The organism is Burkholderia sp. b14 (genome assembly GCF_900156195.1).
Lineage (GTDB): Bacteria > Pseudomonadota > Gammaproteobacteria > Burkholderiales > Burkholderiaceae > Mycetohabitans.
In genome coordinates this window covers 2,631,663-2,646,383 of record NZ_FTPJ01000003.1, presented here as the reverse complement: position 1 = coordinate 2,646,383, position 14,721 = coordinate 2,631,663, and the positions used below count along the sequence as shown (strand labels likewise).

The following is a 14,721-nucleotide window of genomic DNA, read 5'->3' as shown; positions in this document are numbered from 1 at the left end:
GCTGCGTGAGCGCCACCGCACCGCCGCCGCGACACGGCGGTTATTTCCGCAGCATGCTTACAGCTGCGCCTGGACCCATTCCCTGACGCCGGAGAGCGCCGCCGACAGCTTCGACGGATCGGTGCCGCCCGCCTGCGCCATGTCCGCACGGCCGCCGCCCTTGCCGCCGACCTGCTGCGCAACAAAGTTGACCAACTCGCCGGCTTTGATCTTCTGGCTCGCGTCGGTCGTCACGCCGGCGATCAAGCTAATCTTGCCGCCGTCAACGCTCGCCAGCACGATCGCGGCATGCTTGAGCTTGTCCCTCAGCTTGTCGACCGTTTCGCGCAGCGTCTTCACATCGGCGCCTTCGAGCTGGGCCGCCAGCACGCGCATGCCCGCCACGTCGACCGCCTGGCTCGCCAGTTCGTCGCCTTGGCTCGACGCGACCTTCGATTTGAGTTGTGCGAGCTCCTTTTCCTGCGCCTTGAGCTGGTCCTGCACCTGCGCGATGCGCGGCGTCAGTTCCGCCGGCTGGACTTTCAATGCCGCAGCAGCCCCCGCGAGCGTCGACTCCAGGTCCTGCACATAGCGCAGCGCATTGTCACCGGTGATCGCCTCGACACGACGGATGCCGGCCGCCACCCCTGCTTCGAACACGATCTTGAACAAACCGATGTCGCCAGTGCGCTGCACATGCGTGCCGCCGCACAACTCTCGCGAGAACCCCAGGTCGAGCACGCGAACCTCGTCGCCATACTTTTCGCCGAACAGCGCCATCGCGCCCGACTTGACCGCATCGTCGAACGGCAGCACCCGCGCAATGCCCGGCGTATTGGCCAACACCTCGGCGTTGACTAACGCCTCGATGCGACGAATCTCGTCGTCGCTGAGCGGCGCATTGTGCGAGAAATCGAAACGGGTCTTATCTGGATCGACCAGCGAGCCCTTTTGCTGCACATGCGGACCCAGCACCTCGCGCAGCGCCTTGTGCATTAGGTGCGTCGCCGAGTGATTGCGTGCGGTGCGGGCGCGCCGCTCGGCATCGATACGGGCGCTGACGACATCGCCGACCTTCAGCTCGCCCTGCTCGAGGGTACCGTGGTGGCCGACCACGTTGGCCTGGACCTTCAACGTGTCGGACACGGCAAAGCGCACCGTCGCATTGCTGATCGTCCCCTGGTCGCCAACCTGGCCGCCCGACTCCGCATAGAAAGGCGTTTGGTCAAGCACGACCACACCCTGCTGGCCCGCCCGCAGCGACGGCACCGCCGTGCCATCGGCATACACCGCGACGACCTTGGCATCGTCGAACACGTGCTTGTCGTAGCCGTGGAATGTCGTCTTACCGCCCGTGTAGTCGAGCGCCTGGGCCATCCGGAACTTGCCCGCCGCACGCGCCTGCTCGCGCTGGCGCGCCATCGCTTCGTCGAACGCCACCTCATCGACGCCGATGCCCCGCTCACGGCACACATCCGCTGTCAGGTCCAGCGGGAAGCCGTACGTATCGTGCAGTTTGAATGCAAGTTCACCGTCGAGCACTTTCGCACCGCGCGCCGCAAGCTCGGACAACGCGGCGTCCAGAATCGACATCCCGTGCTCGATCGTCTCAAAAAAACGTTCCTCTTCCTGGCGCAGTACGTCGGTCACGCGCTGCTGCGCCGCCTTCAGTTCCGGATAAGCGGTCCCCATCTCACCGACCAGATCCTCGACTAGTCGATGAAAGAACGGGCGCTTGCGACCCAGCTTGTAGCCGTGGCGGATCGCGCGACGTACGATGCGGCGCAGCACGTAGCCGCGCCCCTCATTGCCCGGGATCACACCGTCAACGATCATGAAGCCGCACGCGCGGATATGGTCGGCGATCACCTTCAGCGAGTTGTGCGCGAGATCCGACACGCCGGTTTCGCGAGCCGCCGCGGCAATCAGCCGTTGGAACAGATCGATCTCGTAGTTGCTGTGCACGTGCTGCAATACCGCGGCGAGCCGCTCCAGGCCCATGCCGGTATCGACACACTGCTTAGGCAACGGCGTCAGGTTGCCTTGCGCATCGCGGTTAAATTGCATGAACACAAGGTTCCAGATCTCGATGAAGCGGTCGCCCTCCTCGTCGGCCGATCCGGGCGGCCCGCCCCACACCTGCGGGCCGTGATCATAGAAGATCTCCGAGCACGGGCCACAGGGACCGGTCTCGGCCATTTGCCAGAAATTGTCCGACGCATAGCGCGCACCCTTGTTGTCACCGATGCGGATGATCCGCTCGAGCGGCACGCCAATTTCGTTGGCCCAGATGTCGTACGCCTCGTCGTCCTCGTGGTAGACGGTCACGGTCAGCTTCTCTGGCGGCAACTGGTAAACACGCGTGAGCAGCTCCCACGCATAGTGAATCGCGTCGCGCTTGAAGTAGTCGCCGAACGAGAAGTTGCCCAGCATCTCGAAGAACGTATGGTGCCGAGCGGTATAGCCGACGTTCTCCAGGTCATTGTGCTTGCCGCCGGCCCGCACGCTGCGCTGCGCGGTCGTGGCCCGCGAGTACGGTCGCGTCTCGGTGCCCAAAAACACGTCCTTAAACTGCACCATGCCGGAATTGGTAAATAGCAGCGTTGGATCGTTGGCAGGCACCAGGCTCGACGAGCGAACAATCGTATGGTCCTTCGATTCAAAGAACTTCAGGAACTTCTCGCGGATTTCAGCGGCTTTCATAGCGTGCTTCGAGTAGTCTGTCGCTGGCGCGCCAGCGCATCGGGTGTGAATCCGGACACGGACGCGCCCGTTTAAACAATTGATTATACGGGATGGGCGTACCGGCCCACCCCCGTATCATCGCTGCAACCGTTGCACTTGCAAGGAGACATGCTCGGTTTATGGGAGCCCTGACTTACCTGCGCGTATTGGCCCCAACGCGCGTGCTCGCCGATCCCGGGTCCGCACAAACGGTGGCGGACTTCAGCGCGGATGTGATCCAGAAGTTCGTGTTCGGCGGCAACAACTCATGATGAAAGCGCATCGCGGCAATGGTCTCATTGGCCGGCGTCTTAAAGCCGTACAGGTCGATAATGACCTAAAACACGGACGTGAAGACGCACGAGCCGCCTGGCGTGCCGATCACCAGCGCGAGCTTGCCGTCCCGCATGAGGAGTAAGGACTACGTTTTTATCACCCCGGATCACGCATCAATGGCCCGCGCCAACCAGGCCACCGGCGGCCGCACCCACTACCGTGCCCAGCGGCCCACCGGTTAGCACATAACCCAGCGCGCCCCCGGCCGCCGCACCAATCGCCGCGTGTTTTTCCGAACGCGACAACGATCCGCATGCGGACAATGCCGGAACTAGCGATACCAGGACCACCACCTTTGCAAGCGTCGACGCCTTCGCGTTCATTTCTTCTCCTTATGACCGGATCCTCGCGCATGCGCGAGCGCAAGGATCGTAAGAGAGCGGGGCGCGGAGTGGCAATCGCTTTTACGCGTTGTTACAGGTGCTATGGTCGCGGCAGCCCCCAGCGTGATCGCGCTGCATGGCCCGCGCCGCGCCGTCACGTCGGGTAAAATGCAATGTCATGAACATCGTCCGGCCCGGGCACGGGCCGGCCCACCCTGCCCGCTCATGAATATCGAACGCAAAGACGCAAGATCGGGCGCCCAGCCCGGCCAACACCCTGTCACCCCTGCTGGCGCGCCGCCAGGCGGCAACGGTCCGGGCGCGCCAACGAACGCATCGGCCGAACCGGCTGCCGCGTCGAACTTCATCCGCAACATCATCGACGACGACAACCGGTCCGGGAAGTGGGGCCAACGGGTCGAGACGCGCTTCCCGCCGGAGCCGAACGGCTACCTGCACATCGGTCACGCCAAGAGCATCTGCGTGAATTTCGGCATCGCGCGCGACTACGGCGGCGTTTGCCACCTACGCTTTGACGATACGAACCCGGAAAAGGAAGATGTCGAGTATGTGAACTCGATCATCGACGCGGTCCGGTGGCTCGGCTTCGATTGGCAGAAGGACGGTCGCGAGCACCTGTACTTCGCCAGCGACTACTATGACAAGCTGTACGCGTTCGCCGAGCTGCTGATCCAGCGCGGCAAGGCCTATGTGGACAGCCAGAGCGCGGAGCAAATGCGCGCCACGCGCGGCACACTGATCGAGCCGGGCACGCCGTCACCGTATCGCGACCGCACGCCGGAGGAAAACCTGGCGCTATTTCGCCGGATGAAGGCGGGCGAATTCGCCGAAGGCGCGCATGTGTTGCGCGCCAAGATCGACATGGCGTCGCCGAACATCAACATGCGCGACCCGGTCATCTACCGAATCCGCTTCGCCCATCACTATCGCACCGGCGACGCATGGTGCGTGTATCCGATGTACGACTACACGCACTGCATCTGCGATGCGCTGGAGAATATCACGCATTCGCTGTGCACGCTCGAGTTCGAGGATCATCGGCCGCTATACGACTGGTTTCTCGCGGAGCTGGCCGATGCCGGCGTCTTCACGCGTCCGCTGCCACAGCAAATCGAGTTTTCGCGGCTCAACCTGACGTACGTAGTCACGAGCAAACGCAAGCTGCTGCAGCTGGTTGAGGGCAAGCACGTGGACGGCTGGGACGATCCGCGCATGCCGACAATCGTCGGGTTGCGCCGTCGGGGCTTCACGCCGGAGAGCATCCGGCTGATGTGCGAACGCACCGGGCTGACCAAAGTTAACTCGTGGATCGATTTCGGACTACTCGAGGCGGCGCTGCGCGAGGATCTGGACGAGAAGGCGCCTCGCGCGATCGCCGTACTCGATCCGCTCAAGCTTATCGTGGACAACTATCCGCAGGATAGTGAAGAACTATGCAGCGCACCGGTGCATCCCCATCACCCGGAGCGCGGCACGCGGACCTTTCCGTTCTCGCGGGAGCTGTGGATCGAGCGCGAGGACTTCAACGAAAACCCACCAAAGGGCTATTTCCGGCTGTTCCCGGGCAATCGCGTGCGGTTGCGCTATGGTTTCGTCGTCGAATGCACGGGCGTGGACAAGGATGATCACGGCAACATCGTCGCGGTGCATTGCCACTATTTCGCGGACAGCAAGTCAGGGACCGAAGGTTCAAACCATTACAAGGTCAAGGGCAACATTCATTGGGTCAGCGCCGCGCATGCGTACCACGCCGAGGTGCGCCTGTACGACCGGCTGTTCAAGGAGCCGCAGCCAGATGCCGGCGGTCGCGACTTCCTCGAGGCGCTGAACCCGGATGCTAAGCGCGTGGTGACTGCCTACCTGGAGCCAGGCGCACAACAGTTCCTGCCCGAGGACCGGACTCAGTTCGAGCGGCACGGCTACTTTGTCGCCGACCGTGTCGATTCGGTGCCCGGCCAGCCGGTGTTCAACCGGATCGTTAGCCTGCGCGACAGCTGGGGCAAATCCGCGTAACGGGTTGCATGCGGTGGGCGGCGTCGTTGCACAAGCCGCGCCGGGTTGGCGCCGCCATGCTCAAGCTCGGCGTACGCGCGCCAGCCGATCGCTCAACCCGCGGCCGAACACGTTCACCAGCAAGCCGCCCATCACCAGCACCGCACCGAGCCATTGCGGCAGGGTGAGCGCCTCGCCGAGCCACAGCGCCGCGGCGCTCAGCCCGACGATCGGCACCAACAGCGAAAACGGCGCGACCTGCGCGGCCGGATAGCGCGTCAACAAGCCACCCCACAAGCTGTAGCCGAGCAACGTGGCGACGAATGCCAGGTAGGCTACCGCGAACACCGACACAGCCGAGATCTGGCCAAGCGACGACCAGATCTGCGCCGGCCCCTCGAACCAAAAGGACAGTGCGAGGAAGGGCAATGGCGGGATCAGGCTGGACCAGACCACCAGTCCCAACAAGTCGACCCTGCCGATGCTGCGCATCACGACATTGCCCAGCGCCCACATCGATGCCGCGAGCAGCGTGAGTACAAAGCCGGCAACCGTCATGGCATGACCACCCTGTATGCCGATGATTGCTAACCCAATCGCCGCAATCGCCAGCGCGAGCAGGTTGTGCGCTCGCCAATGCTCACCGAGCAGCAGCGCAGCGAACACCAGTGTGAAGAACGCCTGCGATTGCAGCACCAGCGACGCCAGTCCGGCAGGCATCCCAACGTACATGGCCATGAACAGCAACGCTAACTGGCCAAATGCGATGGTCGCGCCATAAGCCAGAAAAAGCGGCCACGGCACGGTTGGCCGCCTGACGAAGAACACGGCGGGAAAAGCCGCCAGCAGGAAACGCAGCGCACCGAGCAGCATCGGCGGCACGCCGTGCAGCCCGACCTTGATGACGACAAAATTGACACCCCATACCGCGATCACAACGAACGCGAGCAGCAGGTCCTTTGGCGACATCGGGCACTCCTTGGCGGATGATTGTGGGGTGTGTTGTGGTGTGTGTGCCGCGCGGCGGCCTTGCCTGAGCCACGCGAATAGCTATCAGGATAACCCGCCTATCGCGCTTATGGAGCAGGTGAGAGGATCGGCAGCACGCCGCGCCGATCAAAAAAGCCTCGCCCGCCGATGCGGGAGAGGCTGTGTGAAACACGATGATGCCGCGCTCGCGGCGCGCGACGCATCGAACGCGACCGCCCCCGCGGCCGCACCCGGATCGGTTACTTCGAACCGGTACCGCTGCTGTCGGCGTTGCGCGCCGCCTTTTGTTGCTCGGCGCTCTTCCCCTTCGCACCGTGATGGTGGCGTGCATGGTGCTTTTTAGCCTTCGCGCCGCTGGCGGCCGCCGGCGCGGACGCGGTTGCGGCAGGCGCGGACGCCGCCGCGGGCGTCGATGCCGCGCCTTGCGCGAATGCCGCGGAAGCGGCAAACAGACTAGCGGTCAATGCAATCAGCAGCTTGCTCATGTCGGACTCCTTTTCCAAACGCGCGAAACAGTCGCGCTTGGCTACAAAAACGCGATGACCAATGACACCGTTGACGGCAAAAAGTAAGCAGTTGTAACGCCCCGTACAGCGCCACGTACACGGCGACGACCACATGGGACCGGCGTGCTTTCTCGCCGGCAGCGGCCTCGATGTGCGCCCTCACCCACACAGCGGACTGGCCACCGTGACCTATTTGCTCAACGGCGCACTGCTACATCGCGACTCGCTCGGCTCGATTCAGCGCATCGAGCCGGGCGATGTCAACTGAATGATCGCCGGCCGCAGTATCGTGCACTCGGAACGCACACCGCAGGGCTAACGAGCGGGCGGCGCTCATGTGATGCTCGCCGGTGGCACGCCACTTGACGGCGAGCGCTTTATCCACTGGAATTTCGTTTCCAGCTCACGCGAGAAGACCAAGCGCGCGCGACAGGCGTGGCGGCAGCAGACGATGGACAAGGTGCCCGGCGAGGCCGACTGGTTCCGCTGCCGGACCGTTGAATTACGTGGGCTCGACCTCATCTGTCAGTCGGATAGCCCATTTCTTTTTTGCGAGGAACATGATGGACACGACGCTTGAGACTTTCGAGCAGGACGTGATCGCCGCATCGAGAAACGTGCCGGTATTGGTTGACTTCTGGGCGCCCTGGTGCGGCCCGTGCAAGGTCCTCGGCCCGCTGTTGGAGAAAATCGAGCGCGAGTACGGTGGACGCTTCAAGCTCGCGAAAGTCAACTCGGACGAAAATCCGCAGCTGTCACAGCATCTTGGCATTCGCAGCATTCCGCACGTCATCGCGTTCGTCGACGGCCGGCCAGTGGACCAGTTCGTCGGCGTGCTGCCGGAAGGGCAATTGCGCCGCTTCATTGACCAGTTGGTGCCCGACGCCGCTGAAACCGAGCGCCGCGCCGCGCACGCACTGCATGCCCAGGGCCGCACCGACGAAGCGCTGGGCCGGTTGCGCACGGCACTGGCACTCGACCCAGGATTTGACGAGGCGCGCCTAGATCTGATCGAGTGGCTGCTCGACGACGATCGTTTCGATGACGCGCGGGCTGAGGCCGAATTTCTGTCGCCACGGACCACGCAGGGCATCGACGCGCGCTACAACGCGCTGAAGACCCGGCTGGACGCAGCCGCGGTGGCCACCGAGTTGCCCGATACGAGCGCGCTGGAAGCGCGCATCGCGAACGATCCGGGGGATCTGGAGGCACGCTTTGACCTTGCTAGCCAATGGATCACCGCACGTCACTATGCTGGCGCGCTCGAGCAGTTGCTGGAGATCGTCAAGCGCGACCGCTCGTTCCGTGACGACATCGGCCGCAAGACGATGCTGTCAGTATTCGATCTCGCATCAGGGCAGCCGCACCTGGTCTCGGAGTGGCGCCGCAAGCTGAGCAGCGCGCTATTCTGAGCCGCCGCGCGCCGCATCCGGCTGGCGCAAGGCCAGCGCGCGCAGCACGTAAGCTGCCGCGGCAAAGCCGAAGCCGCCGGTCACGCATACACTCGAGCCGAAGCCCGCGCAGTTGAGCCCGATCGGCGCCGTGCCGGCGTCCGGTGCGGTAGCGCGCGCGGCCTCTTCGCCGTCCAGGTCGCAAGCGGCCGCCTGCGGATAGATCAACGGCTCATCGGAGTAGACTGCCGGAACGTTGAACTTGGCCTTCGGCCCGCGTGGAAATCCGTGGTGTTGACGCAACTGTGCCCGTACCTTGGATAGCAGCGGATCCTGAATGGTACGGGCCAAATCGTCGATGCGAATACGCGTCGGATCGAGTTGCCCACCCGCGCCGCCCACCGTCACCAGCGGCACCCGGTGCCGGACGCACCATGCGATCAGCGCCGTCTTGGTGCGTACGCTATCGATGGCATCGACGATGAAGTCGTACCCGACGCCCAGCCGCACGTCCAGGTTGTCGGCTTCGACAAAATCCTCGACCTGCGTGACTACGCACTGCGGGTGAATTGCCGCAATCCGCTCAGCCATTGCGCCGACCTTCGGTTTGCCATAGTTGCCGTTCAACGCATGGATCTGGCGATTCGTGTTGCTTTCCGCGACGTGGTCTAGGTCGATCAGCGTCAAGCGCCCGATTGCACTGCGCGCTAGCGCTTCGGCCACCCACGAGCCGACCCCACCGATGCCCACGACTGCGACATGACAGCGCTCGAATGCCTGCAGCGCGGCTGCGCCGTACAATCGTGCTATGCCGCCGAAACGACGCGGATGGTCAGCTGTTTCGAATTCCCCAGTTTCCGAGGCCGAATTGGCTGGCGCCGCGCGCGCAGCGCACGACTCGGATGACGCGTTGTGAATAGCATGCGGAATGGACATGGTCTGACGCTGGAGAGGCAAGAGAAGCTCCGCCGCGCGTAATGCGCGATGCGGCGGCCAAACCGCTATTGTGCCTTGCCTAAGGCTGCCGCGTCGCCCCGTCGAGCGGCTATCGTCGTCTTCCGATATACTCGACCCATAGTAAGCGACCGCATAAAAAGATGAGCTCCCTCGCTGATCTACGCAAGCACTACGCGCTTGGCACATTATCGAAGGCCGATGTCGACGCCGATCCGATCAAGCAGTTCGAACGCTGGTTCGAACAGGCGCTCAATGCCCAGCTCCCCGAACCGAATACGATGACACTGGCCACCGTCGACGAGCGTGGCCGGCCGGACGCCCGCATCGTGCTGATCAAGGGGGTCGATGCGCAAGGTTTCACATTCTTTACCAACTACCAAAGCCGCAAGGGTCGCGAACTGGCGCACAACCCATACGCCACGCTGCTCTTCTATTGGATTGAGCTAGAACGCCAGATCCGCATCGAGGGCAAGGTGAGCAAGACCACCGACGCCGAAAGCGACGCCTATTTCGCATCCCGTCCGGTCGGCTCACGCATCGGTGCATGGGCGTCGGAGCAAAGCGCGGTGCTGCACGATCGCGCGGAACTGCAAGCGCGTGAAGCACACTTCGCGGCACAATTCGGCGACAACCCGCCGCGGCCGCCGCACTGGGGCGGCTACCGGCTAGTGCCAGACGCGATCGAGTTCTGGCAGGGGCGGCCATCGCGGCTGCACGATCGAATCCAGTACCTGCGCAATCCGGACAACACGTGGAAGATCGTGCGCCTGTCGCCGTGACCCTGTCCGCCGATGCCGGCGCCTTGTGAAGCCAGGCTTCACGCGGGGTCGCGTCGCGGACCGGGAGGTTTGCATCACAGACGAACAATAGTTGCTTTGCTTGCGTTTCAACGAACAGGAGAATTCTTATGTTCTGGGAAAAAAAGCTTGCGCAATGGGTTTCGCAGGTGCGCGAAAAAACCAATCTGCCCGCACGTTTGGTCCTATGGAACGGACAGCAACATGATTTCGGCACGTTTGCGGCACCGCAGGTCACGCTGAAGGTTAACACGGCGGCGGCGCTGCCGCTGCTGCTGGACCCGAGCCTGGACCACCTCGGCGAAGCGTATATCAAGGGCAAGATTGACATCGAGGGTAAGCTATCCGATGTGATCCGCATCGGCTACTCGCTGGCTCGCAGCACGGTCACCCATGCCAGCAAGCTGGCGCGCGTGCGGCGCTATTTCACGCACACGAAAGCCTCGGATAAAAAGGCGATCCAGTACCACTACGATGTGTCCAACGAGTTCTACAAGCTGTGGCTGGACAAGAACATGGTCTATTCGTGCGCCTATTTCGAAAATGGCGACGAGGATTTGGATACCGCGCAACTGAAGAAAATCGACCACATTCTGACCAAGATTCAACTGCAACCTGGGCAGCGGCTGCTTGATATCGGCTGCGGCTGGGGCGCGCTCGTGCTGCGCGCAGCGCAGAAGTTCGGCGCCCAGTGCGTTGGCGTCACGCTGTCCGAAAATCAATTCGCGCTGGCCACGCAACGCGTCAAGGACGCGGGACTGCAAGGCAAGATCGAGATTCGGCTGCAGGACTACCGCGACGTGTCGGGGCAATTCGATCGCGTCACCAGCGTCGGCATGTTCGAACACGTCGGTCGCAAAAACCTGCCGCTGTACTTCAGCAAGATCCGCGAGTTGCTCACGGACGATGGCATCGCCATGAACCATGGCATCACGTCGAGCGACTTCGCCAGCGGCGAAACCGCGCTGGGCGGCGGCGAGTTCATCGATAAGTATGTTTTCCCCGACGGCGAACTGCCCCATATCAGCCTGGCGCTGGAAGCGATGCAGCGCGGCGGGTTGGAGGCCATCGACGTCGAGAGCTTGCGTCGCCACTACGCGCGCACGCTCGAGTTGTGGACCGAGAATTTTGAGCAATGCGCGGCCGAAGCGAAAACGCTCGTTGATGACGAGAAATTCCGCATCTGGCGTGTGTACCTAGCTGGATGCGCGTACGCGTTCGACAACGATGATGTGTCGATCTATCAAGTGGTATGCCGCAAAGCCGGACGGCCCGCGTACACGCTGCCCTGGTCGCGCCGCTACATGTACGCTAATCCACTGTGACCGAGCAAGCGCCACCGGACGACGGCCAATTTCATTTGTTCGGCACGCCCCCGCCGGCTGCCGCGGCGGCCGCTACCGGCAAGCCCGCGGCCGCCGCGTCGGCGCACCGTCGCTCGCGCGGGGAGATCCTGCCGGCGCGCATCGACGAGCGTTGTCAGCGACTGGGCGCCGCGTTGCCGCCCAACGTGCGCCTCGGCACATCGTCGTGGTCGTACCCGGGATGGAACGGCATCGTCTATGACGACGAATATAGCGACAGCCGTCTGTCGCGCCATGGGTTAGCCGCCTACAGTGCGCATCCGCTGCTGCGCAGTGTTAGCATCGACCGGACCTTCTATGCGCCACTGACCGTCAGCGACTATGCACGTTACGCGTCGCAGGTGCCCGATGCTTTCCGCTTCACGGTGAAGGCAACGTCGAGCATTACCGATGCGACGGTGCGTGGCGAGCGCGGCATGCCGGGCGAAGCCAATCCATGCTTCCTCGATACCGAGCTGGCGCAGCGCGAGTTCATCGAGCCGTGCCTGCAAGGGCTCGGCCACAAGGCGGGCGCACTGGTGTTCCAGTTTCCGCCGTTGCCCGACAGATGGATCGCCGATCCAGCCGCGTTCGTCCAGCGCTTGCAGCCGTTTCTGGAGGCACTACCCGCGCTGCCCGACGGAGTCGTGTACGCAGTGGAGATCCGCGACGCAATCCTGCTGACGCCCCGGCTGATGAAGGCCCTGCGGGCCGCGCGCGTGCGCTACTGCATCGGCATCCACGCCCGGATGCCATCCGTGCAACGCCAGGCTGCCGCGCTGGCGCTGCTCGACGGCGACACACCTGGCCCGTTGGTCGTGCGCTGGAATCTTCACGCGGGGTTGAAGCACCAGCAGGCAGAAGCGCGGTACGCGCCTTTCGACACGATGCTCGATGAGGACCACGACACGCGCGAGGCGCTCGCCGCGCTGGCAGCGCGCCACGCACGCGCAGGTCAGTCCGTGCTGATCACAGCCAGCAACAACGCCGAAGGATGTGCTCCGCTCTCATGCATCGCGCTGGCCGACGCAATCGTTGCCCATCTAGCTCCTCCTGCATAGTCTCGCCGCTGTGCGTGGTGTCGCGCAGCGGGCTTGGCCAGGGGCCCTGTCTCAGCGTGCCGGCGCGAGCACGGGACTGCGCTATGCACGGCGCGACTTGAGCCGATGCGCAAAAAGCTGCCGGAACTTGCCCACCTTCGGCGCGATCACGAACGAGCAGTAGCCCTGTGCCGGGTGGTTCGCGAAGTAGTTCTGGTGATAGGCTTCGGCCGGCCAATAGTTCCCCGCCAGCGGCTCGATCCGCGTGACGATGGGCGCATCATAGAGTCGGCGCTCCGCCAGCTCATTGCGCATCGCCATCGCAATGCGTGCCTGTTCATCCGAATGCGTAAAGATCACCGACCGGTACTGGGTGCCAACGTCGTTACCTTGCCGATTCAGTTGCGTCGGATCGTGCGTAGCAAAGAAAATTCCCAGGATTTCGCGATAATCGATCACCGCCGGATCGAACGTCAGATTGACGACCTCCGCATGCCCAGTCTCGCCGCTGCACACCGCTTCGTACGATGGAGCATCGACATGGCCGCCCGCATAACCTGACTCCACGGCCGTGACGCCTTCGACATCCAGGAACACCGCTTCGAGGCACCAGAAACATCCTCCACCCAGCGTCGCCACTTCGCTCATCATTGCCCCTATTAGTCAGTCAGTCCCCGCCGAGTCAGGGATCCCCATCGAGTCGCCTCCCGTCATCGTGCGACATGCCCACCGGGCCTTGCTGCCCGCCCGTCCCATCGGCGTGAGATACCGCCGGGACGCCCCCGGCTGCTCGATCAGCCGGCCCGCGCCCGATCCGCTACAATCACCGCTTCATCTCACTCAATGCTTTACTGTTCACGTATGCGCCCCCGGCGCGCCGCTCGCACTCAACCATGAAGTCCGCCGCCCCTCCCAACTTCGATACTGCCGCGTTCCGGCTCGCACTGGGCGAATTCGCCACCGGCGTGACTATCATCACGACGCGCGCCGAATCGGGACAATTAATCGGCATCACCGCCAGTTCGTTCAATTCCGTTTCGCTGACGCCCCCCCTCGTGCTGTGGAGTCTGGCGAAACGGGCAAGCTCGATGACCGTATTCGAAGTCAATACACATTATGTTGTCAATGTGCTTGCCGCGTCGCAGCTCGCACTGTGCCGCCGCTTCGCGACGCTGAAAGGCGATCGATTTGCCGGCGTGGCGCATGCGGCTGGCGACACCGGCATGCCAATACTGGATGGCGCCCTCGCGTGGTTCGAGTGCCACAATCGCAGCCGCTACGACGAGGGGGATCACGTGATCTTCGTCGGCGAGGTCGAGCGCTGCGGCGTCACGGGTGATTCGCGCGAACCGCTGGTGTTCCATCGCGGCGGCTTTCATACTGTCGATCCGCTCGGCTGAGCCCAGTTCGGTTAAACCCGGCGCAACCGAATCCGCTCGGCCGAATTCCGCGCAGGCTTCAACGCGCGCGAAGCAGCAGTTCGACCGGAACGCCAGCGCCGTCTTTCAACGTCTGCAGCACGATGTTCGAACGAACATCCATGACGCCCGGCGCCTTGTACAACCGACTGAGGATAAAATCCGAAAAGTGCTTCAGGTTATGTGATAGCACACGCAACACGTAGTGGCTTTCCCCGGTCACGACGAATGCGCCGACCACTTCAGGCCAATCGCGCAATGCGGCGGCGAACTTCTCGTGCCAATTCGGCTGGTCATTGCGCATCGATACCTGGACGAAGGCCTCCAGCTCGAAGCCCAGCTTCTCGCGGGACAACGACGCACGATAACACTCGATCACGCCCTGCTCCTCGAGCAACCGCATCCGCCTAAGACAAGCAGACGGCGACAGTGCAATCCGCTCCGCCAGTTCGAGATTACTGATGCGGCCCTCCTCCTGCAGCAGTATCAGGATCTGGCAATCGATCGCATCGAGTGACATCGACTGCATAAAATTCTCCCCGTCTCCTTCATTAAAGAATTTTATGCGATTTCGGTTCGGCACCGCACACCGAATCGCAAGCACTTTCGATACCCGTCCATTTATCTTTTCGAGCATATAACGGGCCCGCCGCCTTGGCTAATCGCTCCCGCTCGACACACTGCCATGACCCGTGCGCATCGAGCATCCGAACGGTTACGAGGTCATGCAGACGCTGATCGAGCGCGGTGTGATTGGCGGCAACGGAATCTCGGACGCGTTCAGCGTGGCCCGACACCTGGTGAATCTGGAAGTCGTCAATACGTACGAGGGCACGCACGACGTCCCTGCACTGATCCTCGGACGTGCGCAAACAGGCATCCAGGCGTTTTTCTGATCCCACGC

Annotated in this window: 14 protein-coding genes and 3 pseudogenes; 9 read left to right on the top strand and 8 right to left on the bottom strand. The window is 63.0% G+C overall.

Features of this window, described 5'->3' with window-relative positions:
- Nucleotides 1-57: 57 nt before the first annotated feature.
- The gene (gene alaS, locus B0B13_RS16720; RefSeq protein WP_076797139.1) at nucleotides 58-2,682 is read right to left on the bottom strand and encodes an alanine--tRNA ligase; all 2,625 of its coding nucleotides are present in this window, start codon (nucleotides 2,680-2,682) and stop codon (nucleotides 58-60) included.
- 161 nt (nucleotides 2,683-2,843) lie between these two features.
- Here alaS and B0B13_RS19625 point away from each other — a divergent pair, with 161 nt between their 5' ends.
- Nucleotides 2,844-2,975 carry a CoA transferase gene (locus B0B13_RS19625; protein ID WP_217697085.1) on the top strand — a complete coding sequence of 44 codons (132 nt, stop codon included), beginning with the start codon at nucleotides 2,844-2,846 and terminating at the stop codon, nucleotides 2,973-2,975.
- Here B0B13_RS19625 and B0B13_RS19620 read toward each other — a convergent pair.
- Together B0B13_RS19620 and B0B13_RS16715 are read right to left on the bottom strand one after the other, a co-directional pair.
- Nucleotides 2,942-3,118, bottom strand: a pseudogene (locus B0B13_RS19620) (gamma-glutamyltransferase); the annotation flags it as partial. The gene B0B13_RS19625 and the pseudogene B0B13_RS19620 overlap by 34 nt on opposite strands.
- Nucleotides 3,119-3,152: 34 nt before the next feature.
- Nucleotides 3,153-3,362, bottom strand: a complete 210-nt coding sequence (locus B0B13_RS16715) for a YMGG-like glycine zipper-containing protein (protein ID WP_076785170.1) — start codon at nucleotides 3,360-3,362, stop codon at nucleotides 3,153-3,155.
- 225 nt (nucleotides 3,363-3,587) lie between these two features.
- Between B0B13_RS16715 and B0B13_RS16710 the strand changes: the two genes are divergently transcribed.
- Nucleotides 3,588-5,396 carry a glutamine--tRNA ligase/YqeY domain fusion protein gene (locus B0B13_RS16710; protein WP_237573815.1) on the top strand — a complete coding sequence of 603 codons (1,809 nt, stop codon included), beginning with the start codon at nucleotides 3,588-3,590 and terminating at the stop codon, nucleotides 5,394-5,396.
- 60 nt (nucleotides 5,397-5,456) lie between these two features.
- On the opposite strand, the gene B0B13_RS16705 is transcribed toward B0B13_RS16710, so the two are convergent.
- A complete protein-coding gene (locus B0B13_RS16705; protein WP_076797137.1) occupies nucleotides 5,457-6,344 on the bottom strand; it encodes an EamA family transporter in 888 nt (295 codons plus the stop codon).
- Nucleotides 6,345-6,604: 260 nt separating this feature from the next.
- The gene (locus tag B0B13_RS16700; RefSeq protein WP_076787276.1) at nucleotides 6,605-6,850 is read right to left on the bottom strand and encodes a hypothetical protein; all 246 of its coding nucleotides are present in this window, start codon (nucleotides 6,848-6,850) and stop codon (nucleotides 6,605-6,607) included.
- A 127-nt stretch (nucleotides 6,851-6,977) separates the two neighbouring features.
- Between B0B13_RS16700 and B0B13_RS17350 the strand changes: the two are divergent.
- Both B0B13_RS17350 and trxA read left to right on the top strand, forming a co-directional pair.
- Nucleotides 6,978-7,372: pseudogene (locus B0B13_RS17350) on the top strand (pirin family protein); the annotation flags it as partial.
- 62 nt (nucleotides 7,373-7,434) lie between these two features.
- Nucleotides 7,435-8,283 (top strand): thioredoxin, encoded by an 849-nt coding sequence (gene trxA / locus B0B13_RS16685; protein ID WP_076785174.1) that lies wholly within the window; start codon nucleotides 7,435-7,437, stop codon nucleotides 8,281-8,283.
- On the opposite strand, the gene tcdA is transcribed toward trxA, so the two are convergent.
- Nucleotides 8,275-9,198 (bottom strand): tRNA cyclic N6-threonylcarbamoyladenosine(37) synthase TcdA, encoded by a 924-nt coding sequence (gene tcdA / locus B0B13_RS16680; RefSeq protein WP_170872454.1) that lies wholly within the window; start codon nucleotides 9,196-9,198, stop codon nucleotides 8,275-8,277. The genes trxA and tcdA overlap by 9 nt on opposite strands.
- Nucleotides 9,199-9,359: 161 nt before the next feature.
- Here tcdA and pdxH point away from each other — a divergent pair, with 161 nt between their 5' ends.
- From pdxH to B0B13_RS16665, 3 genes are all read left to right on the top strand, one after another.
- Complete coding sequence (gene pdxH, locus B0B13_RS16675; RefSeq protein WP_076797135.1) at nucleotides 9,360-9,998, top strand: pyridoxamine 5'-phosphate oxidase; 639 nt, start codon at nucleotides 9,360-9,362, stop codon at nucleotides 9,996-9,998.
- A 128-nt stretch (nucleotides 9,999-10,126) separates the two neighbouring features.
- Complete coding sequence (locus B0B13_RS16670) at nucleotides 10,127-11,341, top strand: class I SAM-dependent methyltransferase (RefSeq protein ID WP_076797134.1); 1,215 nt, start codon at nucleotides 10,127-10,129, stop codon at nucleotides 11,339-11,341.
- Nucleotides 11,338-12,420, top strand: a complete 1,083-nt coding sequence (locus B0B13_RS16665) for a DUF72 domain-containing protein (protein WP_076797133.1) — start codon at nucleotides 11,338-11,340, stop codon at nucleotides 12,418-12,420. Before B0B13_RS16670 ends, B0B13_RS16665 begins: the two co-directional genes overlap by 4 nt.
- A gap of 81 nt (nucleotides 12,421-12,501) precedes the next feature.
- Here the strand turns inward: B0B13_RS16665 and msrA are convergent, their stop codons facing one another.
- A complete protein-coding gene (gene msrA, locus B0B13_RS16660; protein WP_076797407.1) occupies nucleotides 12,502-13,047 on the bottom strand; it encodes a peptide-methionine (S)-S-oxide reductase MsrA in 546 nt (181 codons plus the stop codon).
- A gap of 245 nt (nucleotides 13,048-13,292) precedes the next feature.
- On the opposite strand from msrA, the gene B0B13_RS16655 reads away from it, so the two are divergent.
- Nucleotides 13,293-13,799 (top strand): flavin reductase family protein, encoded by a 507-nt coding sequence (locus tag B0B13_RS16655; protein WP_076785178.1) that lies wholly within the window; start codon nucleotides 13,293-13,295, stop codon nucleotides 13,797-13,799.
- A 58-nt stretch (nucleotides 13,800-13,857) separates the two neighbouring features.
- On the opposite strand, the gene B0B13_RS16650 is transcribed toward B0B13_RS16655, so the two are convergent.
- Entirely contained in the window at nucleotides 13,858-14,346 is a 489-nt protein-coding gene (locus tag B0B13_RS16650; RefSeq protein ID WP_076785179.1) for an Lrp/AsnC family transcriptional regulator, read from the bottom strand.
- 220 nt (nucleotides 14,347-14,566) lie between these two features.
- On the opposite strand from B0B13_RS16650, the pseudogene B0B13_RS16645 reads away from it, so the two are divergent.
- Nucleotides 14,567-14,713, top strand: a pseudogene (locus B0B13_RS16645) (acyl-CoA dehydrogenase); the annotation flags it as partial.
- Nucleotides 14,714-14,721 lie beyond the last annotated feature (8 nt).